Genomic DNA, 20286 nt, shown 5'->3' with positions numbered 1-20286 from the left:
CGGTTCCCGTCACGACGACGCAGCCTAATCCAAGGCGCTAATCGAGGACGCGTTCCGTGACGCCCATCGCCTTGTACAGGTCGGCGGCGGTCTGCAGGCGCTGGCGCGACAGGCGCGGGTCGTCGGTGCACAGGCCCAGGCCGTGGTAGGCGCGGGCCTGTTCGTAGCGGTAGCCGGCGCGCATGGCGCGTTCCAGGGCGCGGGCGTATTCGGCCTTCGCCTCGTCGCGGCGGCCGACGGTGCGCAGGCCGGCGCCGTAGTTGCTGGCGGCCAGGCAGGCGATGTGGGGGTCGAGGTGTTCGGAGTCGCGGGCGGCGAGTTCGAGCAGGGCCAGGCCCTCGCCGGTGCGGCCCATGGCGACCAGGGTGACGCCCAGGTAGCTGCGGGTCTCGCAGATCAGGGCCATGCCGGCCTCGGGAGCGGTCTGCCCGACGATCCAGCGCAGCAGCAGCTCGGCCTGGCGGTGGCGGCCCTGGGACTCGCGGATGACGGCCAGTTCGATGGCGCCGTTGATGGCGAGCTGGGTGCCGTTGGAGCGGCCGACGGCCAGGGCGTGGCGGGCCGAGGCGACGGCCTCGTCGGTGCGGCCGAGCAGGCGCAGGATCGTGGTGAGGCATGGCCACTGGCCGCCGTAGACCATGACCTCGGCCGGGTAGATCGCCTGCAGCGACTGTTCGAGCAGGTCGAGGGCCTCGGTGAGGCGGCCGGCGTAGAGGTAGACGGCGGCCAGGTTGGAGCGGGCGCGGGCGCCCCAGACGGGGTGCTCGGTGATGGCGTGCAGGTGGCGGGCGGCGTCGTCCTGGTTGCCGGCCCGCGCGTAGGCGGAGGCCAGGTAGTTGTGGGTCATCGCGATGAGGTCGTCGTCGGCGAGGGCCTCGGCGGCGGTCAGGGCGCGGCGGTGCAGGTCGGTGGAGATGTCGTTCATGGAGTTGCGGAAGAGGTACCCCCACACCGCCCGCGGCAGCAGGCACGTGTGCCGGTGCCGGCCGAGGCGGTCGGCGAGGGCGGTGACGGCGATGACGTTGCCGATCTCGGCGTCGAGCCAGCGCCGGGTGCCGGCCAGGTCCGTGAACCGCGGCACCCACGGCAGGTCCTCGCCGGCGTCGATGGCGCCGCGGTGCCGGCCGTTCTCCCACGGGCGGGTCGCGGCCGCCGCGGCCTGCAGGTAGAAGTCGAGCATCCGGGTGGTCGCGGCGTCGGCCTCGGGGTCGGCCGTGGCGAGCTGCGCGGCGTATTCGCGCAGCAGGTCGTGCAGCCGGAACCGGCCGGCGACGGGCTCGATGAGCAGGTGCGCGTCGACGAGCCGGCCGAGGAGCTCGTCGGCGTCGCGGATCGGCAGGTCGGCCAGGGCGGCGGCGACCCGGACCGCGAACTCCCCGGACGGGTGCAGCCCGGTCAGCCGGAACAGCCGCCGGGCGGGCTCGTCCAGGGCGCGGTAGGACAGTTCGAACGCGGCGTGCGGGGACCGGCCGTCGACGGTGAGGTCGATCGGGGCGGGGTTGGCCTGGCGGAGCCGGTCGGCGAGGTCGGCGACGCTCCAGCCGGGCCGGTGGGCGAGGCGGGCCGCGGACAGGCGCAGCGCCAGGGGCAGGCCGCCGCAGAGCCGCACGACGTCGGCGACGGCCCGCGGGTCGGCCTCGGCGCGGGCGCCGACGACGGTGGTGACGAACCGGACGGCGTCGCCGTCGTCGAGGACGTCGAGGGAGATGCTGTGGGCGCCGTCGAGGCCGCCGAGACGGCGGCGGCTGGTGATGAGCACGAGGCTGGCCGACGCGCCCGGCAGCAGCGGGGTGACCTGGGCCGGGTCGGCGGCGTTGTCGAGCACGACGAGCAGGCGGCGGGCGGCGAGCTCGCTGCGCCAGCGGGCGACGCGCTCGTCGGGGTCGGCCGGGATGCGCTCCGGGTCGACGCCCAGGTGGCGCAGGAGCAGACCGACGGCGTCGTGGGGGGCCAGGGGCGGGCGTTCGCCGTGGGCGCGCAGGTCGACGAAGAGCCGCCCGTCGGGGTACCGGTCGGCGACGAGGTGGGCGACGTGGACGGCGAGGCTCGTCTTGCCGACGCCGGCCATCCCGTCGACGGTGAGCACGACGGGCACGCCGTCGCGGCCGGGCTGGGCGGCCCTGACGAGGCGGGTGACGAGCTCCTCGCGGCCGGCGAAGTCGGCGACGTCGCGGGGCAGTGTCCACGGGGTCGGGATCGGCAGGGCCCGCGGTGCGGGGGCGGGGGCGGCCGAGCCCAGCACCGCAGGCGGCTGCAGCAGATTGCGGTACAGCTCCTGCAGGGCGGCGCTCGGGGCGAGGCCGAGCTGCTCGTCGAGGGTCTCGGTGAGGCGCAGGTAGACGGCGATCGCGTCGGCGGTCCGCCCGACCCGGGCCAGGGCGGTCATGAGCTGGCCGTGGAGGCGTTCGCGCAGCGGGTGCTGCTCGGCCAGGCCGGTGAGCTGGCTGATGAGCTCGGCCTGCAGGCCCAGCTGCAGCTCCACGTCGATGCAGTCCTCCAGGGCGCTGTTGTGGCGCTCTTCGAGGGCGACCGCGGCGGCCTGCACGGAGGGGCTGTCGACCCCGGCGAGCGCGGGGCCGCGCCACAGGTCGAGGGCGTCGCGGAGGTGCTTGCGGGCGGTGTGCAGCTCCCCGGCCGCCATCGCGGCCCGCCCGTCGGCGACGAGCTGGGCGAAGACGAGGGTGTCGAGCTCGTCGGGTTCGACGGCGGCCCGGTAGCCGGCGGTGTCGGTCTGGATCGCGCCGGGCAGCTGCCGGCGCAGCCGCGACACGCAGGTGTGCAGCTGGGCCCGGGCGGTGGCGGGGGCGGCGTCGCCCCAGACGGCGTCGACGAGCCGGGGCAGGGTGACGACCCGGTTGGGCTGCAGGAGCAGCATCACCAGCAGGACCCGGTCGCGGGTCGCCGAGATCTCCAGCCGCCGGCCGGCGACGTCGACCTCCAGCGGACCGAGCAGCCGGTAACGCACGACCCGAACAGTAACGCAGGGTGTCACGTAGACGACACCCACCAGTCGGCGAACCGTCAGAGCTTGGCCGGGGGCGTGTTGCCGGCCTGCTCGATGGCCCGCCGGATCGGGACCAGCGCCAGGGCGATGAACCCGACGACGAAGAACACGATGAGCGCGATGATCGCGACCCGGTAACTGTTCGTGAGGTCGTAGGCGAGCCCGAACGCGAGCGGCCCGAGCCAGCTGGTGCCCTTGTCGGAGATCTCGTAGAGCCCGAAGTACTCGCCTTCCTTGCCCTTCGGGATCAGCTGCGAGAACAGCGACCGGGACAGGGCCTGGCTGCCGCCGAGGACGAGCCCGATCCCGCCGCCGAGGATCACGAACGGCACCGCCTGCCGCTCGGGCAGGACGAACGCGACGAGGATGACGACGGTCCACAGCACCAGGCTGAGCAGGATCGTCTTCCACGCGCCGATGACCCTGGCCAGCCGGCCCAGCAGCAGGGCGCCGGCGAACGCCAGGAACTGCACCATGAGGATCGTCGGGACGAGCACGTCGTCGGAGAGTTTCAGCTCCTCGGTGCCGTAGACGCTGGCGAGGGAGATGACGGTCTGGATGCCGTCGTTGTAGATCAGGTACGCGATGAGGAAGAACAGGGTCAGCGGGACCGCCCGCATGCCCTTGAGGGTGGTCCACAGCTGCTTGAAGCCGTCGAGCAGCGGGTTGCCGCGGTGTTCCCCCGCGAGGACCGGCCGGTTGTGCAGCGCGAGCAGCGGGATGGTGGTGAACCCGGCCCACCACAGGCCGGCCGACACGATGCTGTAGCGGGCGACCTCCCCGGTGCTCATCCCGAGGCTGTCCTTCATGAGCACGGCCGCCACGTTGATCAGCAGCAGGGTGCCGCCGCCGAGGTACCCCCACGCCCACCCGAAGCTCGAGACGCGGTCCCGGTCCTGCTCGTCGGCGATCTGCGGCAGGAACGAGTTGTACACGACCACCGACGCGCCGAATGCGATGTTCGCCAGCAGGAACAGCCCGGCGCCGAGCAGGTACCGCTCGCCGGTGAGGAACAGCATTCCGACCGTGGCCGCGGCGCCGATGTAGGCGAACAGCGCCAGGAGCTGCTTCTTGCGCGGTGACCGGTCGGCGATCGCGCCGACGACGGGCAGCACGAACACGGTGAGGAACACCGACAGCGACACCGTGTAGGGAAACAGCGACCCGGGGGCGATGGCGAGGCCGAGCGGGTGGATCGCGGCGCCGTCGGGGCAGGTGTCGCCGTCGCAGCCGGCCGCCGTCTTGGCGATCGCCGTCAGGTACGGCCCGAGGAAGACGGTGACGACTGTCGTCTGGAACGCGGAGTTGGCCCAGTCGTAGAAGTACCAGCCGGTGCGTTCCCGGCGTGAGCTGAGCTCCTCCACGCAACGACCCTTCTACGGCCAGATGCCGCGCTCGAGGTACACCTCGCGCAGCACCGAGATTTGATCGGTCATGATGCCATCTACGCCGATGTCGAGGAAGTGGGCGATCTGCGCCGGATCGTCGATCGTCCACAGGTGCACCTGCAGCCCCATCCGGTGGCAGTAGCCGACGAACGCCGGCGTGGCCAGGGCGAGGCGGCCGTAGCGCGGCGGGATCTGCACGGCGACGACCGCCTCCAGGGGCGTGTACCGGCGCCCGAGGCGGTAGGAGCCGTACAGGGCGGCGACCTCCCGCATCCCCATGGACGTGGCGACGGCGGGCCCGGCGAGGCGGCGCAGGCGGCGCAGCCGGGCCGAGGAGAACGACGCGAGCAGGACCCGGTCGTGGGCCTTGAGCCGCTCGATCACCTCGACGGTCGGGGCGACCGCGTGCTCGGTCTTGGCGTCGATGTTGAACCGGATGCCGGGGTGGGCGTCGAGGACCTCGTCGAGGCGGGGGACGGCCGCGGCGCCGCCGACGCGCTCGGTGCGCAGGTCGGCCCAGCGTAGGTCGATCATCCGACCCGGGCGCCCCAGGAGCCGCTGCAGCGTGTCATCGTGGAACACGACCGCGACCCCGTCGGCGGTGGCGTGCGTGTCGGTCTCGATGTAGCGGTACCCGAGATCGGCGGCACGGGCGAACGCCGCTGTCGTGTTCTCGTCACCGGCCGCCGCCCCGCCACGGTGGGCGAAGCCCAGCGGTCCGGGCGCGTCGAGGTAAGGGACCTGCTTCACGCGGCCAGTATCCCGGTTGTTCGGTCAACTCCACGCGTGCGGCGGGTGAACGGCAGGCTTGACGGCCGACGCAGGGCGTGGAACGGCACAGGTAGGGTGACGCACATGCGCGTGCTCGGCATTGACTTCGGCACGTCGAACACGGTTGCGATGGTCCGCGCGGGCGACTTGCGGATGCGACCGCTGCTGTTCGACGGTTCCCCCTTGCTGCCCTCTGCCCTGTACTTCAACACCGACGGGAAGGTCCTCGTCGGCCGGGATGCCGAGCGTAACGCGCGGCTGGACCCGGCCCGGTTCGAGCCCAACCCGAAGCGGCGCATCGACGACGGCGAGGTGTTCATCGCCGACACGTCGATGCCCGTGCCGCGGCTGTTCGCGCACGTGTTGTCGCAGGTGAACGCGGAGGCGCGGCGGCAGCTGGGCGGTGCGCCGGAGGAGGTGCGCCTGACCCACCCGGCCCGGTGGGGTGAGCGGCGCCGGTCGCTGCTGATGGAGGCGTGCCGGCTGTCCGGGCTGGGCACGCCGCGGCTGATCGCCGAGCCGGTCGGTGCGGCGTCGTACTTCACCGCGGTCCTCGGCTCCGCCGTCCCGGTGGGGCGCAGCCTGGCCATCTACGACCTGGGCGGTGGCACGTTCGACGCGACGGTGGTGCGCCGCACCCAGTCCGGGTTCGAGGTCCTCGCCGAGGACGGCCTGGCCGACGTCGGCGGCCTCGACTTCGACCACGCGATCGTGGAGCACCTCGGCAAGACCTACCAGGAGAGCCACGCCGAGAAGTGGGCGGCCCTGGCCAACCCGACCGACGCGTCGGACCGGCGGCTGCGCCGGATGCTCTACGAGGACGTCCGCGGGGCGAAGGAGATGCTGTCGCGGACCGCGTCGACGGACATCCACCTCCCGTCGATGGAGATCGACGCGCACCTGACCCGCGAGGAGCTGGAGACGCTCGTCAAGCCGTACCTGGAGCGCACGGTCGCGTGCCTGCGCCGGGCGGTCGAGTCGGCCCGGCTGCAGCCGAAGGACCTCGTCGGGATCTTCCTGGTCGGCGGGTCGTCGCGGATTCCCCTCGCGGCGCACCTGATCCACACCGAGCTCGGGGTGGCGCCGACGACCCTCGAGCAGCCGGAGACGGTCGTGGTGGAGGGTGCGCTGTGCATCGGCGCGGCCGTCCCGCCGCAGCTGGCGTCCGGCACCCCGCGGACCGCGACCGCGCCGCCGCCGATGCAGCGCCCGCCGGTGCAGCAGCGTCCCCCGATGCAGCACACGCCGGTCTCGGCGGCGCCGATGTCGGGGGTGCCGGTGTCTCCGGCGGTCCGTCAGCCGGTCATGCCGCAGCCGGTGGCGCGTCCCCCGGTGCAGCAGCCGGTGGTGCAGCGCCCGCCGGTGGTGCAGCAGCCCGTCGTGCAGCAGCCGGTGTTCCGGCCCCAGCCGGCGCCGCAGCCGGTCGTGCAGCAGCCCGTGGTCCCGGCCCGGCCCGGGCCGTTCCCGCCCCAGGCGGCCCGGCAGGCGCCGGCGCAGCAGGGTGAGGCGGCCGAGCGCAACTGGATCGCGGTGATCGTGGTCGTGCTGGTCCTGGTCGCGATCCTCTTCGTGATCCTGTTGTGGACGGCACTGGCTTAACGGCACAAGCAACAAGCGGCGGATTTGGTACTGGCGGTCAGTACCGAATCCGCCGCTTTGTCGTCTGGTCCGGCCGTTGTCCTATTGCGGCGCCCAGTAGGTCGCGAGGCTGCTCGTGGCCGGGTCCTCCGAGCCGAGCAGGAGGCTCCACGGGTCGGTGCCGGGCGGCACGTCGAGGTGTTCGTAGTCGGCGAGGCCGGCGGGTTCGGCGGTGCCGGGCTCGACGGCCGGGTCGAACGCCGCGGAGAGGCTGTGGTCCGGGCCGCCGAGGACGTCGGCGTCGGTCCACGGGAACCCGTCGACGGGCGCGGGCGGGTCCTGCAGGTGCAGCTCGTCGGGGAACTGCACGTCGTGCCAGGCCGGGTCGTCGGCGGACGCGTCGACGTCGGGGTCGGCGCCGAACGCGGCCTCGTGGTGCTCGGCGCCGCCGTCGTGGTCCGGCCGGCCCGGGTCGCCGGTGTCGTGCGAGCCGGTTTCGTGCGAGTCGGTATCGTCGTGGCCGGGGTCGAGGTGCCGGTCGTCGAGCTGGACGTCGTGCTCCCCGTCGCCGCCGTCGCCGCCGCTGTCACCGGTGCCGTCGTGGCCGGTGTCCTCGTGGCCGCCGAGGTCGTCGTGGCCGTGCAGGGACTCGTCGTATTCGGCCGTGGCGTGCTCGGTGCCGAGCGGCTCCTCGAGGTCGTCACCGGCGTGGCCGCTGTCGAGGTGGCCGCCGGGGCCGTGCTCGTCGCCGCCGAAGTCGGTGCTGTAGTCGCCGTGCGCCTCGAACCCCTCGGCCTCGAACCCGCCGTGCAGGTCATGCCCGGCGTCGCCGTTGAGGTCGGCGGTGTCGGCGTCGTCGCCGCCGCCCTCGGACCACTCCCAGTGCCCGTCCATCGTCAGACCCCCTTACGCCTCGGCGGCCTCGGCGCCGGCATCGGCCGGGGCGGACGGGGTGAGCGCGCGGATGCGCACGAGCACCTCGTCGACCTGCTTGATGCGGGACCGGAGACCTTCCCGTTCGGTGTTGAGCGCCGCCTTGCGCTTGGCTCGTTCCGCCTTGTCCTCACCCAGGGACTTGTCGATGTTCGCGATGTGCGCGTCGAGCTGCTTGACCCGCCGTTCGATGGCCTCGTCGAGGGCGAGGGTCAGCGCGTACTGCAGGTCGGTGAACCGGTGCATGATCTCGTCGGACAGGGCGGCCCGGGCCTCGCTGAGGACCTCGCGCAGCCACTGGCGGGCCTGCTGCTTGTCGGCCATGCTCTTGCGCTTGAAGATCATGTAGGCGCCGGCGGCGAGGCCGAGGCCGACCCCGACGACGGGCAGGACGAGCCCGGCCCCGGCCAGGCCGATCGCGCCGAGGGCGCCGGCCCCGCCGATCATGCCGGGCACGCGGGCGGCCATCATCGCCATACCGGCCGAGGACATGACGACCATCGCGCCGTCGCCGGACTGCTCCCGCCGCGGCTTCGTGCCGAGCGCGTGGCGCAGCCGGGCGTTGAGGCCGCGCAGGACGTGCTGGAGCTCGTGCGGGTGGAACACCTGCGCGAGGACCCGCTCGCCGACCTTGCGGAAGCGGAACTCGAGGTCGTGGGAGAGTCGCACGGACAGCGCGTAGAGCGCCTTGTCCAGCTCGGCCGGCAGGTCGGAGATGTCCCCGCGGCCGCCCTTGTCGATCTTCTCCATGAACTGTTCCTGCAGCTGCGTGATGTAGTTGCGCAGCCGGGACGTCGCCTCGACCCGGGCCCGCTGGGTCTCCGTCGACAGCGCCAGCGACCACTGCCGCGACTCGGTGCGCTTGCGGGTGGCGACCTGCGCGCGCTCCTCCTTGGCCCGTTCGGCGTCGGCCGGGTCGGGGTCGGTGGCCTTCATCCGGTCGCCGAGCTCCTGGTCGAAGCGGATGTACTCGGAACGCACCGAGCGCAGCACGTTGGCCTGCTGCAGCAGGTGGCCCTTGGAGGCCAGGTCGATCAGGGCGTGCTGCAGCTCGGCGATGCGCGACTCGCGGATGAGCTCCGCGGCGGCGTCCTTCGGCATCTGCATGGCCAGCTCGGCCAGCCGGGCCGAGACCGGGAACCAGGGTGCGGAGGCGAACCGGGGTGCGTGGGTCTGCAGCTGGCCCTTGTTGTCGTCGAGGATCTTGCGCCAGCCCGGGTAGGCGTCGACCTTCGTCAGCGCGAACAGCACGAAGTTGACCTTCTTGCTGGCCTCGATGAGGAAGTTCATCTCCGGCTTGGAGAACGGGCTGGAGGAGTCGACGACGAACAGCAGGGCCGTCGCCTTCTCCACCGCGTCCATCGCCACCTCAGCGTGCATCGAGTCGAGGCCGCCGGTGCCGGGCGTGTCGATGAGCGTCAGGTACTGCAGCAGCGGCGCCGAGTGCATGATCTCGATCCGGCGCGGGGGGCGCATCCCGTCGGGCATGCGGCCCAGGACGGTACCCCAGTCGCGCAGGTCGCCCAGCCCGATCGGGACGGGGTCCTCGCGGCCGGGGATGTAGGCCCGGGCGCCGTGCTGCGGGTTGTGCATGAACTCCAGGTAGGAGGCGGTGGCCACGGCCGCGTCGACGGGCGACAGGTTGGGCACGCCGATGAGCATGTTGGTCAGCGAGCTCTTCCCGCGTTTCGTCTCACCGACCACGACGATCTTGGGTCGCTGGACCTCGCGGCGCCGTTCGGTGTCGATGTCGGCGGCCGCGTCCGGGTCGATCTTGCGCAGGTAGGCGAGGCTGCCCTCGACGCCGGCCTTGAGCAGCTTGCCCAGCGCCGCGGTCGGGTCGGCGGGCTTCTTCGGCGCCTGACCGGCGGGAGCGTTGGGGGTCGTGGTCATCGTGGCTGCTCCCTGCGCGGCTGCGTGGTCTGGTTCGGGTGGGTCGGTGGCGCAGGCTGGGTGTGCTGGTTCGGCGCGACGATCGGGTGCTGGCCGGTCGCGGTGCCGGGCTGGGCCGGGCGGCGCCCGGTCGTGGCCGGGGGCACCGTCGGGTGGGCGCCGGTGGCGCCGCCGGCGCTGCGCGCGGCCTGGAAGACGGTGACGATCGGGGCCCGCAGGACCCGCCCGTCGCGGTCGACGTAGCCGGGGACCTCGACACCGGAGATCTGCCCGTTGAGGCCGGGGTCGTTGGTCGGGGTGGTGCCGCCCGCCTCGTGGTGGGCCGGGTCGAACCGGACCCCGGTCGGCTCCAGGGTCGTCACGCCCGCGTCGTGCAGGGCGGCGCCGAGCCGGTCGCCGAGGGCCTTGCTGGTGACCCGGTCCCGCACGTAGATCGTGGCCTGCACGAGCGCGCGCCGGTCGGCGTCGGACTGCCCGCCGGCGCCGGGCGGCGCCGACACCGGCGCGGACCCGCCCCGGCCGCGGGTCGACAGCAGCAGCAACAGCAGCAGGGCGGCGCCGACGAACAGGGTCCCGACGAACGCGACGAGGGCCGGCTTGACGCCGAAGGACTCCTGCGCGTCGCACGCCTTCGACTGGGCCTGCAGCGTCGTGGGCGCGGTGGCCTTGCCGTCGGGCTGCTCGGGTGTGCCGCCTTCGCCGGCCTTGACCGCACCGGCGGCGCCGGCGGCACCGTCGACGGCCGGGGCCGACGCGGTGACGGTCTGGGCGGGGCAGTTCGGGGCGCCGCCGAGCAGACCGGTCGCCACGCCGGTGAGCACCGCGATGACGAGCGCGACGGCGACCGCGAGCAGGCGCAGGCTGTTGGAGGACATCTTCGGCTCCTGGGGGTGGGGGCCTCGGTTATGGGCTGAGCGCGCAATGGCTGGTGACCGTCCGGCCGGCGGACCGGACGGACGGCTGTTCGTGTGATTATCGGACATTTGCTCCACCGCCGCGGGCCTGCTGCGGCCGGTTGTCGTTCGCGTTACCGGACATTTGCCCCTCCGCCGCGGATGCGCTGCGACAGCAGGTAGAAACCACGGTGGGCGACGAGCGCAACCCGGGACTGTGACGGGCTGGCCCCAGCGACCGCGTAGGCGCGCCAGCGGGTGGCGGCGTCCAGGGCGGCGCGGACCATCGAGTCGCGGTCGGCGCTTGGCAGGTTGAGGATCCAGCCGGGGTCGTTGGACAGCGCCAGGCGGGTCAGCTCGCCCTCCATCTGGTCGGGCAGGTCCACGGCGCCGGTGGTGACGAGCTGCGCGACCTCCAGCAGGCGCAGCCGGTGCGACTCGGGCTGCTGCAGGACCCGCTCGATCGCGTCGCGCAGCAGCTCCCGGTCGTGCGGGCGCTCGGCGTGGCTGGCGATCTTCTCCAGGCTCGACAGGGCCCAGCCGGCCTTGATCGCGTCGGTGCGCCAGCGGAACGCGTGGTCGAGGGTCTGGCGCAGCCGCGGGAACCCGGACGCCTGGAACAGCATCCGGACGAGCTCCCCGGTGGCCAGGGTGGGCTTCGCGACCAGCTGGGCGATGGCGAAGCTGATCCCGTACAGGTCCAGCAGCCGCAGCAGCCGCTCCCGCGACTCGCGGGTCACCGGGCACTCACGGCTGGTGAACAGGTCGACGGAGGCCAGCAGCACGGTCCGCTCGCCCTGGGGGAGCGCGGCGAGCTGGCGCAGGGCCTCGCAGTCGGCGGCGGTGAGCCGGCCGGCCTCGGTGGTCTCGGCGAGCAGCCCCACCACCGGCACGACGTCGGAGACGACCCGGCGCAAGACCTTCGACTGGTCGTTGGCCAGCGGCGCGACGATCGGCCACGGGTCCATGCCGCCGCCGGCGAGCTTGTCGACCTTGTTGAACAGGCCCAGGGAGTTGATCGGGTTGCTGGACAGCCGGGCCGAGATCGACCGGAACGCCTCGAGGGCCTGCACGTCGTCCTCGCGGACCGACTGCGTGAACACGTAGATGATCGCCTCGGCCCCGGACAGGGCCCCGGCGGAGTCGGAGTCGAGGTCGTCGTCGATCGGGGCCTCGGAGAACAGGAACCGGCGGGCCTGGTCGGACACGGACGTGTTGGCCGAGGACAGGCCGGGCGTGTCGACGACGGTCAGGTCACGCAGGTGGTCGCTGGTGAGCGTGACGTCGACGTAGGCGACCTCGTGCCGGGGCACGCCGAGGCGCTGGGGGATCATCCCGGCCTCGTCGAGGGGGAGGCTGACCCGGGCGCCGTTGCGCTTGACGACGTCGACACGGTCGGAGGTGCCGTAGCGGAACTGGGTGACGATACGCGTGCACTCGCCGACCTCGGTCGGGGCGACCCGCCGCCCGATCAGCGCGTTGACGAGCGTGGACTTGCCGGACTTGAGCCGGCCGGCGATCGCGACCCGCAGCGGCTCGCCGAGGCGCCGCCGCACGTCGACGACCTGGGCCTGCGCGGCCCCGCCGAGCCGGTTGCCGACCTCGCCGCAGAGATCGCCCACACGGGAGCTGAGTGGTCCTGGAGCCACGGGGTCAGCTCCGCTTCGACGCCGGGCACAGACCGATCACCGACTGCGCGAGGCCGGTCGTTTCAGCCACAATGCCGACGTACCCTCGGGTGTCCAAGGGGTGGACCTCGCTCATTCTTCGCTCCTGGGTGCAATCAGTACCGTCATGTCACGCACGTACGGCACACACATTACGAATATCCTGCGCGCGCAGGATCCCATGTTCGTGCCAGGAATGGAGGCTTCCCGTGCCTGAGGCACCGACTGAAGAGCCCGTCGCCGCCGAGGCGGCCGGGCCGGCGGTGGTGTCCGCGGTCGTGGGCCGGGCGAGCGTTCCTGCCGTGTGGCCGCCCGCCGAGCTGCTCGCCGCGGCGGTGGACGCCCTGCACAACCCGGGTCTGGTGGTCATCGCCGGCGCGCCCGGGACGGGCCGCACGGGTGTGCTCAAGCGCCTCGGGGAGTCCTTCCGCGGGCCCGTGTTCAGCGGCGGGGCCCTGGCCATGCTGCGCGGCGTCCCGGCGCTGCCGCTGTCGCGGGCGGTGCGGGTGCGACTCCCGTCACATGAGGCGCCGCTGCTCGCCGAGGCCGTCCGCTCCCGCGTCCGTCACGGCCTGCTACTCCTCGACGACCTGCAGTGGGCGGATCCGCTGACTGTCGCCGCGCTCCCGGCCATCGCCGAGCACTGTCGGATAGTTGTCACCCTGCGCACGCCGCACCGGCTCCCCGGCGACGCCGAGCGGGCCCTGCGCGCCGCCGCGGACCGGTCCGGCGCCTGGCTGCAGATGCCGCCGATGCCCGCCGACGCGGCCGCCGCCCTCGTGCGCCAGCTCGCCCCGTCCGCGTCCCCGACCGTCGTCGCCGACCTCGTCCGGCGGGCCGGTGGCGTACCCCTCGCCGTCGTCGCCCTCGCCAAGCACGTCGCTCAGGGCGGCACCCCCCGCGACGGCGGCGACGGCCTCGACAAGGGCCTCGCCTACACCGTCGCCGGTGCCCTCGCCGACCTGACCCGCCCCGCCCGCACCGCCATGGCCGCCCTCGGCCTGCTCGGCCGGCCCGTCACCGCCACCGTCCTCGGCGAGGGCCTCACCGAGCTCGTCGAGACCGGCCTCGTCGAGCTCACCGACGGCGTCGCCGCCCCCGTCTCCCCGTACACGGCCGAGGTCGCCGCGGGCCTGCTCGACACCGCCGAACGCGCGGCCCTGCACCGCCGCCTCGCCACCCTCGTCCCGCCGCGGGAGGCGGCCCGCCACCTCGCCGCGGCCGGCGCCGCCGCGGAGGCCTACCAGGTCGCCGTGGCCGCGGCCGCCGCCGCCGAGTCGTCCGGGGACCGGGCCGAGCTGCTGCTGCTCGCCTGTGACCTGCCCGGCGTCGACGCCGAGCCGCAGGTGCGCATCGCCGCCGCCCGCGCCGCCCTGGCCGCCGGCCGGCCCGGCTCCTGCCTGCGGGTCATCGACCCGGCCACCACCGACCCCGTCGCCGCCGTCCTGCGCGGCGAGGCCCTCCTGCAGCAGGGCAGCCCCGTCCCCGCGGCCGCCGCCGTCGAGGCCGTCCCGGACGACGCCCCGGCCGACGTCCTCGGCGGCCGGGACCGCATCCGGCTGCTGTCGATGCTCACCACCGACCCCGGCGGCGCCGTCGCCCGGGCCGAGGAGCTGCTCAAGGTCCACGGCGACGCCCCGGCCCACCCGGGCCTGCGCGCCGCGATCGCCGCCGTGCGGGCCGGCACCCGCCAGCCCGGCTGGGAGTACGGCCTGGCCACCGCCGCGTCCGCGGCCGGGCAGGCCGGTGACGCCCTGGCCGCCCGCTGGTCGGCGTGGCTGCTCGTGGAGACCCTCACCGCCGACGCCCGCCTCGCCGAGGCGTCCCAGGCCGCCGCCGCGGCCGCCGCCGCCTGCGCCGGGGACCTCGCCTACAGCTGGCAGACCCGGTTCCTGGCCGCGCAGCTGTGGTGCGACGCCCTGCGCGGCGCCGAGATCGACGAGGTCGTGCGCCGGGCCGGGGACCTCGCCGACCGGACCCTGCCCGCCCTCGCCCGCGGCTACGCCGTGGCCGCCGCGAGCCTCGCCGAGGCCGACGGCGGCCTGCTCGCCCCGGCCCGGGCCCGCCTGGAGGCCCTGCAGAACCGGCCCGCGTCCGCGGCCCCGGTCCTGGACTGGGTGACCCGCGAGGCGGCGTGGCTCGACGGCCGCCCCGACCAGGCGTTCGCCCCACCGGCCGCGGCCGGGTCGACGCCGCTCGTCGACGGGCTGCGCAGCATCACCGCCCGCTGGGCCGCCTACGACGCCGGCACCTCCTACGCCGGCGGCGACGACGCCGCGCCCCTCCCGCCGGTCCAGGCGACACTCGAGGCGTGGAAGGCCCCGGACCGCTTCGCCGAGGCCGCCGCCGCCTGGCACGAGCTCGCCCGCCGTGAGGAGGTCCGCTGCCTGCTCGCCCAGGGCCTCCTCGAGGACGGGGCGGAGGCTGCGGTGCCGCCGCTGCTGGAGGCCGAACGCCTCGCCGAGGAGGCCGGCCTGGTCGTGCTCCTCGGCCGGGCCCGCCGGGCCCTGCGCCGGCACTCGATCCGCCGCGACACCCGCGGCCGCCGCGCCGGCGACGAGCTCACCGACCGCGAACGCGACGTGCTGCGCCTGGTCGCCAACGGCGAGCCGACCCGCCGCATCGCCGGGCAGCTGGGCATCTCCCGGGAGACCGTCGAGACCCACATCCGCTCCGGCATGCGCAAGCTCGGCGCCCGCACCCGCACCGAGGCCGCCGCCCTCGCCATCGAGGAGCTCGGCCAGTGACGGCATTGTGTTTGCGAGCCGGCGGAAACGGGCACAAGGCGCCCACTCCGGCGGCCATTGAGGACTGTGGATGAGTAACGCTGTGGTCTTGTGCGCGACGGCCCGTTCATCGCATGGTGGGCGCATGTTTACACCCGCGGCCCGCCGATGACCGGGGACCCCGCGCTCGCACCCCGGTACGTCGTCGCGTCCGGCGCCGACGCCACCGCCGTGCTGCGCCGCCTCGCCCGCGCCGGCTGGACCACCCGCGAGGGCTTCGCCCTGACCGACCAGGCATGGGACGTCACCGACGCCCGCCTCGCCCTCTACGGCCGCATCGCCGACAGCGACACCGCCGAACTGGCCCTCTACGCGGCCGCCCGCGGCGCCGGGATCGTCGCCATCAGCGACACCACCGCCGACATCGGCCGGGCACTGCTCGCCGACCTGGCCCGCATCGGCCCCGTCACCACCGACCCCGACGCCGACCTCGGCACCGAACCCGCCGACGACGCCGGCGGCCCGGTCCTCGCCCCCGAGCAGCGCGCCCTCCTCGAACGCCTCGCCGGCGGGGAGACGATCGCGGCGGCCGCGGCGGCCGAGTTCCTGTCCCTGCGCACCGCGAACCGCCGCATCGCCGAAGCCCGCGAGGTCCTGGGCGTACGCACCACCCGCGAGGCCGTCCTGGCCTACCTGCGCATGCGCCGCGAGGGCGCGTAACCCCGGGCAGCCGTTCGTGCTCGTGCACGGGCCCCGCTCATGTGCTGCCGGGGCGACGGATGGTCACCGTCCGCTGGGCCGGTGGCGCCGCTGCACGCTCAACGGCCGGACCGGGTCGATGTACCGGGGCAGCCGCGGCTCGTCGACCCGCAACTCCCGCAGTTCCGCGGTGATCGCATCGATGATCCGGTCGGTGGCCCGCTGCGCCGCACCCGGCGCCCCCGGCTCGATCCCGCCGAGGTCGACGACCCGGCCGAAGTGGACCCGCACCACCGGCCGGCGCACCAGCGCCCGGGCCAGCGCCCGCACCGTCGGCCCGAACCCGCCCCACGCCGCGACCTCGTGCGCCCCCCACTGCGCGACCGCGACGACCGGCGCCCCGGTCGCGAGCGCGACCCGGGCCAGCCCCGTCTTGCCCCGCTCCGGCCACATTCCCGGGTCGAGGGTGATCCGCCCTTCCGGGTACCCGAGCACATGCGACCCCACCGCGAGGGCCCGCGTCACGTCGTCGACGGCGTCGGCGACGTTCGCCTGCCGCCGGTTGATCCGGATGTGCCCCGACGCCCGCATCACCGCCCCGACGACCGGCGCCTTGAACAGCCCGCCGGTGGCCATGAGCCGCGGCGCGACCCGAGCCACCCGGCACGCGGCGGTGACCGCCACCGGGTCGAACGGCCCGATGTGGTTGACGGCGAGAATGACCGGCCCGCCCCGCAGCCGCTGCGGCAGCGCACCGGTGACCCGCAGCCGGGCGACGGGCCACACGACGACCCGCGCCGCCCCGAGCAGCACCTTCCACGTCACCGGCGTGCGCCACCGCTGCGCGCCGCGAAGCCCTGCACCGTCCGCCCGCCCCGAACCGCTCCCGTGTCCCGGGCCGTCCGCGTGCGCGGGGCGGTCCGCCGCACGGTCCAGGACCGAAGTCGGGACCCGGGCATCCAGGGGCATCCGCGCAGCCGGGGGAGTCACCACCTGTGCAGCGCCACCACCGTCGCCGGCAGCACCATCGGCGGCAGTACCGTCCACGGCACCATCACCGCCGGCACCGTCGAGGGCCTTTCGGGACTGCGCCGGAACCATGTCCCGCTCCGCGGCCGCGGCCGCGGCCGCGTCCACGCCGATCCGCGCCGGCTCCCCGTCACTCACGTCCGATTTCCGTTCTCCGCGCTGGTCCCGACCCCGAGAACGGTAGCGTCAACCCCTTTGCCCGCGAACCATCCCGTCGGCCAATCCTCACCAGCGCACCGCCGACACCGCCGACACCACCGCGCCCGCACATCCACCGCCGCACCGCACTACACGTCAGCGCCCCACACCTCAGCGCGCCGGCGCCCCGGCCGTCGGCGTGGCTGGGTCCGCTGCCGACGGGGGCGCTCCCGGCGCTGGCCGCCGTCGCTCCCACGGGCCCGGAGGCGGGGCGCCGCGCCGAGCCAAGGAGTGGCCGTCGGCGCCGAAGCACCGGCTGCACTCCAGCGAGTCCAGCCCCCGACGGGCGCGGCACGCGGCGACAGTGTCCGGCGCCCGCGACCGTGACACCCCAGGGCGCCGCAGCCGCGCGCAATCCGTCAATCCGACGCTCCGGCTATGCAGCGTTGCGGCTCCACAGCGGTCCCGGGGACCGGCCGGCGTGCCCCCGCTGCGGTCGTCGTACCGCAGCCGGGGCCCGCCGCTACTCGGCCTCGCGGAGTTCGGCGAGGCGGGCCTCGATCTCGGCGAGCTCGGCGCGGAGGCGTTCGGCCTGGTTCTCGGCCTCGGCGCGGGCCGCGGACACGATCTCCTCGACGGCCTCGTGGACGCCGGGCACGTCGAGCATCGCGACCATCTTCAGCGCCTCGCCGGCCTTGATCACGTACGGCTTCGCGAGCGCCTTCGCGCCCTGGTTCGCCGCGACCGTCCACTCGCCGTCGGCGTAGGCGAGCGTCACGGTCAGCCCGGCCGGCGGCTTCGCCTTCGGCGCGGTCTTCTTCGCCGGCGGCTTGCTCGAGGACGGCCTCGACTCCCCCGAACCCGACGAATCGGACGAATCACCACCGGACCCGGCCGCCGACCCAGCCGAAGCCGAACCGGCACCGCCCGAACCCGAGCCCGCCGCCGCGGCCGAGCCCGACCCGGCAGGGTCCGAACCGGGAGCCGAGCCCACATCGGACCCGCCGCCGGCGTCCGGGGCAGGTGAAGAGGAGGACGCCGCAGCGGCGTCGGCAGGGGAGTCCGGCGCCGCGGCTGAGGTCACGGCGGCGGGGGAGTCGGCAACGGAAGCGGCTGGCACAGAGCTCTCCTCACGAGGTGCGGGCACGGCGGCGGCACCACGCTTCGCCGCCGTGGTCTTCGGTGCAATCGCCAGATCGGCGGGGGAGAACGGCAACTCGTCGCGGCCGAACCGGACCACGACCCACTCGTCGGACAGCTCCGGGTCCGTCAGCGCGACGACCTGGCCCAGCTGCCCGGCGATCTGCCCGGCCTGCTCGGTGAACACGACCTTCGGTTTCCGGCCGGCCGCGAGGGTGTCCCGGATCTGCTCCAGATCCACCGTCGACAAGCCCTTGGCCGCGGTCCGCGCGGCAACCATCGCACCCTCCCCAACCCAGCTATCGAACATGTGTCGGAACAGTCATACCAGCCACCTACGACATTTTCCGAACGCGACACACCGTACGACAGACCCGCCCACCACACAGCGGCAGAAATATTCGCATTCCCGAGGGGCGCTACGGCAGCTCGTCGATCTCCGCCTGCGGGTCCAGCTCCCGCAGCAGCTGCGCCCGGTCGGTGACGATCGCCCAGCCCGGCCGGGCCTGCGCCCGCCGCACCACGTGCGCCGCCGCCACCGTCGCCGGGCCGCCCTCACCGGAGAACAACGCCCCGCTGTCCACCGCGTCCGCCGCCGTCAGCTCGTCGACGACCACGACCGGCAGGCTCAGCAGTACCTTCAACACGTCATAGTCTTTCGGCGACGTCTGTGCCCACGCCTCGGCCAGGGCCGCCGCCGGGACCGCCAGGACCACACCCTGATCCACGGCGTGCCACACGATCGCCGAACTGTACGGCTTGCCCGCCACGAACCCGAGGATCGCGGAGCTGTCCAGGATTCGCCCCCCGACCGCGGTCACGACACCGTCCCGTTCGCGGGTGCCACCCCCAGCACCTCACGCGCCCACGCGTGGTGCTCCGGGTCCAGCCGCACCCCCCGCTGCGCGTACAGCTCGTTGAGCGTCAGCAGGGCCCGGTCCCGGGCCAGCCGGCCCCGGACCGCCTCGGCGACGTACGCCGACACCGACTCCGCGCCGCCCGAGTCCACGAACCGCCGCACCGCCGCGGCGTCGTCGGCCGGCATCGTCACCGTCACCCGCTCCTTGCGCACCTCACGCATACGGCCAGGGTATCGCCCGCATACGACGATCACCTAGCGTGCCGTCACCCGAACGGGTCAGCGTTCGTGCCCACCTGCGCCGTCCCGCCCCGGACGACCGGAGATCCGCAACCGTCCGTGACCAGCGCCACCGTCGGCCTGGTGCCAAAGCCGCGCAACGACGGGCGGATACCCCGTCGGGCGAAAAATCCGATATGTCGTGGCGCGCCAGCGCCCGACATATCGGCCCCCGCCACCGTACCCGGCGGATGTTCGATAATGTACATTATGTCAACCAGACGGCGTGGAACAACGCCGGGGCCGACAGGCGACCCCGGCGTTATTCGTGCACTAGATGGCCGGGCGGTAGTAGAAGGTGCGGCGGCGGGCGATGCGGCCGCCGCGCAGTTCGTACCAGTCGGCGAAGATCTCGTTGAGCGGTACCCCGGCGTGGGACATGCCGTCGAAGCGGCCCCAGCAGAACCCCTGCCCGTCCGGCCCGTCAGCGGTGACGCACCGGTCGACGTGGTGCCGCCCGGCGGAGACGATGCAGCGGCGGCGGTAGAACGCGACGAACTGCTCCGCGCCCTCGATGGGCGGGCAGCCGGGACGGTGGTAGACGACGTCGTCGGTGACGAGGCCGGCCAGGCCGGTCCAGTCGCGTTTGTCGATCGTGGTGAGCAGCTGTGAGTACTGCACGCCGATGTGCTGCACGTCGGTGGTCATACCACCATGACACGGGCCGGACCCCGGTGCGGTCAACGCCCCACCGGTCGTTGTTTACACCCCGAAACCGGACCGTAACCGGGCGCGGTGCGCGTGCAGACTGGTGACGGGATGCGCCGGCCGTCGGCGTGCCGGCGCATCCCCGGTGCGTTCGGGGCCGGCCGGATCAGACCGTGACGTCGATCTGGCCGCCGTCGTCGGCGGCCTTGTCGGGTTTGACGGTGTCGTCGGGGGGCCCGGCGGTGCGGGAGGCCGCGAACGCCATGATGAACGACCAGGGCGGTACCGCACCCGACACGTTGGTGACGGCGCCCGTCGGTGACAGGTGGTAGCCGGTCGCGCCGGCGATGGCGGCGCGGTCGCCGGGGGTGAGTTTGCTCAGCACCTGCTGCGATGCGGGCAGGCCGCCCTTCGGCGGGGGTGCGGGCGCTTCCACGGCCGCGTTGGTCGCCGCGCCGGGCACCGCCGTCTTCGGTGGTGCTGGTGGCGGGGCGGCGGCCGGCGTGCTGGCCGTCAGTTGTCGAATCTCCATATTGGCCTCCCGAAGCGTCCGTGCTCCAAGCTGATCCTCGCGTACATCACAGCATTTCCGCAGGTGAACGGGCAGCCGGGTGGTTGGCGCTGACACATTGGGCCGAACG

Annotated in this window: 16 protein-coding genes; 3 read left to right on the top strand and 13 right to left on the bottom strand. The window is 74.0% G+C overall.

Annotated elements, in window-relative coordinates:
* Positions 1 to 37 precede the first annotated feature (37 nt).
* Genes Dvina_RS27495 through Dvina_RS27485 form a run of 3 tightly spaced genes read right to left on the bottom strand, consistent with a single transcriptional unit; the run spans position 38 to position 5142 of the window.
* Positions 38 to 2965 carry an AfsR/SARP family transcriptional regulator gene (locus tag Dvina_RS27495; protein ID WP_223092228.1) on the bottom strand — a complete coding sequence of 976 codons (2928 nt, stop codon included), beginning with the start codon at positions 2963 to 2965 and terminating at the stop codon, positions 38 to 40.
* A 56-nt stretch (positions 2966 to 3021) separates the two neighbouring features.
* Positions 3022 to 4368: an MFS transporter gene (locus Dvina_RS27490; RefSeq protein WP_223092227.1), complete on the bottom strand. Its 1347-nt coding sequence runs from the start codon at positions 4366 to 4368 to the stop codon at positions 3022 to 3024.
* Between the two features lie 12 nt (positions 4369 to 4380).
* Positions 4381 to 5142: a glycerophosphodiester phosphodiesterase family protein gene (locus Dvina_RS27485; RefSeq protein ID WP_223092226.1), complete on the bottom strand. Its 762-nt coding sequence runs from the start codon at positions 5140 to 5142 to the stop codon at positions 4381 to 4383.
* A 105-nt stretch (positions 5143 to 5247) separates the two neighbouring features.
* Here Dvina_RS27485 and Dvina_RS27480 point away from each other — a divergent pair, with 105 nt between their 5' ends.
* On the top strand, positions 5248 to 6762 hold the full coding sequence (locus tag Dvina_RS27480; RefSeq protein ID WP_223092225.1) for an Hsp70 family protein: 1515 nt from the start codon (positions 5248 to 5250) through the stop codon (positions 6760 to 6762).
* Between the two features lie 81 nt (positions 6763 to 6843).
* Here the strand turns inward: Dvina_RS27480 and Dvina_RS27475 are convergent, their stop codons facing one another.
* The 4 genes from Dvina_RS27475 to Dvina_RS27460 form a co-directional block, all read right to left on the bottom strand.
* Entirely contained in the window at positions 6844 to 7635 is a 792-nt protein-coding gene (locus Dvina_RS27475; protein ID WP_223092224.1) for a hypothetical protein, read from the bottom strand.
* Positions 7636 to 7647: 12 nt separating this feature from the next.
* The gene (locus tag Dvina_RS27470; RefSeq protein WP_223092223.1) at positions 7648 to 9567 is read right to left on the bottom strand and encodes a dynamin family protein; all 1920 of its coding nucleotides are present in this window, start codon (positions 9565 to 9567) and stop codon (positions 7648 to 7650) included.
* A complete protein-coding gene (gene grpE / locus Dvina_RS27465) occupies positions 9564 to 10442 on the bottom strand; it encodes a nucleotide exchange factor GrpE (RefSeq protein WP_223092222.1) in 879 nt (292 codons plus the stop codon). The genes Dvina_RS27470 and grpE overlap by 4 nt, the downstream gene beginning before the upstream one ends.
* A gap of 152 nt (positions 10443 to 10594) precedes the next feature.
* On the bottom strand, positions 10595 to 12082 hold the full coding sequence (locus Dvina_RS27460) for a dynamin family protein (protein WP_246655357.1): 1488 nt from the start codon (positions 12080 to 12082) through the stop codon (positions 10595 to 10597).
* Positions 12083 to 12336: 254 nt separating this feature from the next.
* On the opposite strand from Dvina_RS27460, the gene Dvina_RS27455 reads away from it, so the two are divergent.
* Positions 12337 to 14874, top strand: a complete 2538-nt coding sequence (locus Dvina_RS27455; protein ID WP_246655356.1) for a helix-turn-helix domain-containing protein — start codon at positions 12337 to 12339, stop codon at positions 14872 to 14874.
* Between the two features lie 147 nt (positions 14875 to 15021).
* Complete coding sequence (locus Dvina_RS27450; protein ID WP_223092219.1) at positions 15022 to 15573, top strand: LuxR family transcriptional regulator; 552 nt, start codon at positions 15022 to 15024, stop codon at positions 15571 to 15573.
* Positions 15574 to 15636: 63 nt separating this feature from the next.
* Here Dvina_RS27450 and Dvina_RS27445 read toward each other — a convergent pair whose 3' ends face one another.
* From Dvina_RS27445 to Dvina_RS27420, 6 genes are all read right to left on the bottom strand, one after another.
* Positions 15637 to 16377, bottom strand: a complete 741-nt coding sequence (locus tag Dvina_RS27445) for a lysophospholipid acyltransferase family protein (protein ID WP_246655355.1) — start codon at positions 16375 to 16377, stop codon at positions 15637 to 15639.
* An 865-nt stretch (positions 16378 to 17242) separates the two neighbouring features.
* On the bottom strand, positions 17243 to 18139 hold the full coding sequence (locus Dvina_RS27440; protein ID WP_223092218.1) for a hypothetical protein: 897 nt from the start codon (positions 18137 to 18139) through the stop codon (positions 17243 to 17245).
* Between the two features lie 139 nt (positions 18140 to 18278).
* A complete protein-coding gene (locus Dvina_RS27435) occupies positions 18279 to 18680 on the bottom strand; it encodes a hypothetical protein (RefSeq protein WP_223092217.1) in 402 nt (133 codons plus the stop codon).
* Positions 18677 to 18940, bottom strand: a complete 264-nt coding sequence (locus Dvina_RS27430) for a ribbon-helix-helix domain-containing protein (protein WP_223092216.1) — start codon at positions 18938 to 18940, stop codon at positions 18677 to 18679. The genes Dvina_RS27435 and Dvina_RS27430 overlap by 4 nt, the downstream gene beginning before the upstream one ends.
* A 330-nt stretch (positions 18941 to 19270) precedes the next feature.
* On the bottom strand, positions 19271 to 19645 hold the full coding sequence (locus Dvina_RS27425; protein ID WP_223092215.1) for a nuclear transport factor 2 family protein: 375 nt from the start codon (positions 19643 to 19645) through the stop codon (positions 19271 to 19273).
* Positions 19646 to 19811: 166 nt separating this feature from the next.
* Positions 19812 to 20177 carry a hypothetical protein gene (locus tag Dvina_RS27420; RefSeq protein ID WP_223092214.1) on the bottom strand — a complete coding sequence of 122 codons (366 nt, stop codon included), beginning with the start codon at positions 20175 to 20177 and terminating at the stop codon, positions 19812 to 19814.
* Between the last annotated feature and the right edge of the window lie 109 nt (positions 20178 to 20286).

It is taken from the genome of Dactylosporangium vinaceum, from assembly GCF_019904175.1.
GTDB lineage: Bacteria > Actinomycetota > Actinomycetes > Mycobacteriales > Micromonosporaceae > Dactylosporangium > Dactylosporangium vinaceum.
This window is presented reverse-complemented; position numbering and strand designations above follow the sequence as displayed.

Coding starts and splice junctions, on each gene's coding strand:
- Dvina_RS27480 (WP_223092225.1), top strand. CDS start 5,248: ATGCGCGTGCTCGGCATTGACTTCGGCACGTCGAACACGGTTGCGATG.
- Dvina_RS27475 (WP_223092224.1), bottom strand. CDS start 7,635: ATGGACGGGCACTGGGAGTGGTCCGAGGGCGGCGGCGACGACGCCGAC.
- Dvina_RS27470 (WP_223092223.1), bottom strand. CDS start 9,567: ATGACCACGACCCCCAACGCTCCCGCCGGTCAGGCGCCGAAGAAGCCC.
- grpE (WP_223092222.1), bottom strand. CDS start 10,442: ATGTCCTCCAACAGCCTGCGCCTGCTCGCGGTCGCCGTCGCGCTCGTC.
- Dvina_RS27450 (WP_223092219.1), top strand. CDS start 15,022: ATGACCGGGGACCCCGCGCTCGCACCCCGGTACGTCGTCGCGTCCGGC.
- Dvina_RS27440 (WP_223092218.1), bottom strand. CDS start 18,139: ATGGTTGCCGCGCGGACCGCGGCCAAGGGCTTGTCGACGGTGGATCTG.
- Dvina_RS27430 (WP_223092216.1), bottom strand. CDS start 18,940: ATGCGTGAGGTGCGCAAGGAGCGGGTGACGGTGACGATGCCGGCCGAC.
- Dvina_RS27425 (WP_223092215.1), bottom strand. CDS start 19,645: ATGACCACCGACGTGCAGCACATCGGCGTGCAGTACTCACAGCTGCTC.
- Dvina_RS27420 (WP_223092214.1), bottom strand. CDS start 20,177: ATGGAGATTCGACAACTGACGGCCAGCACGCCGGCCGCCGCCCCGCCA.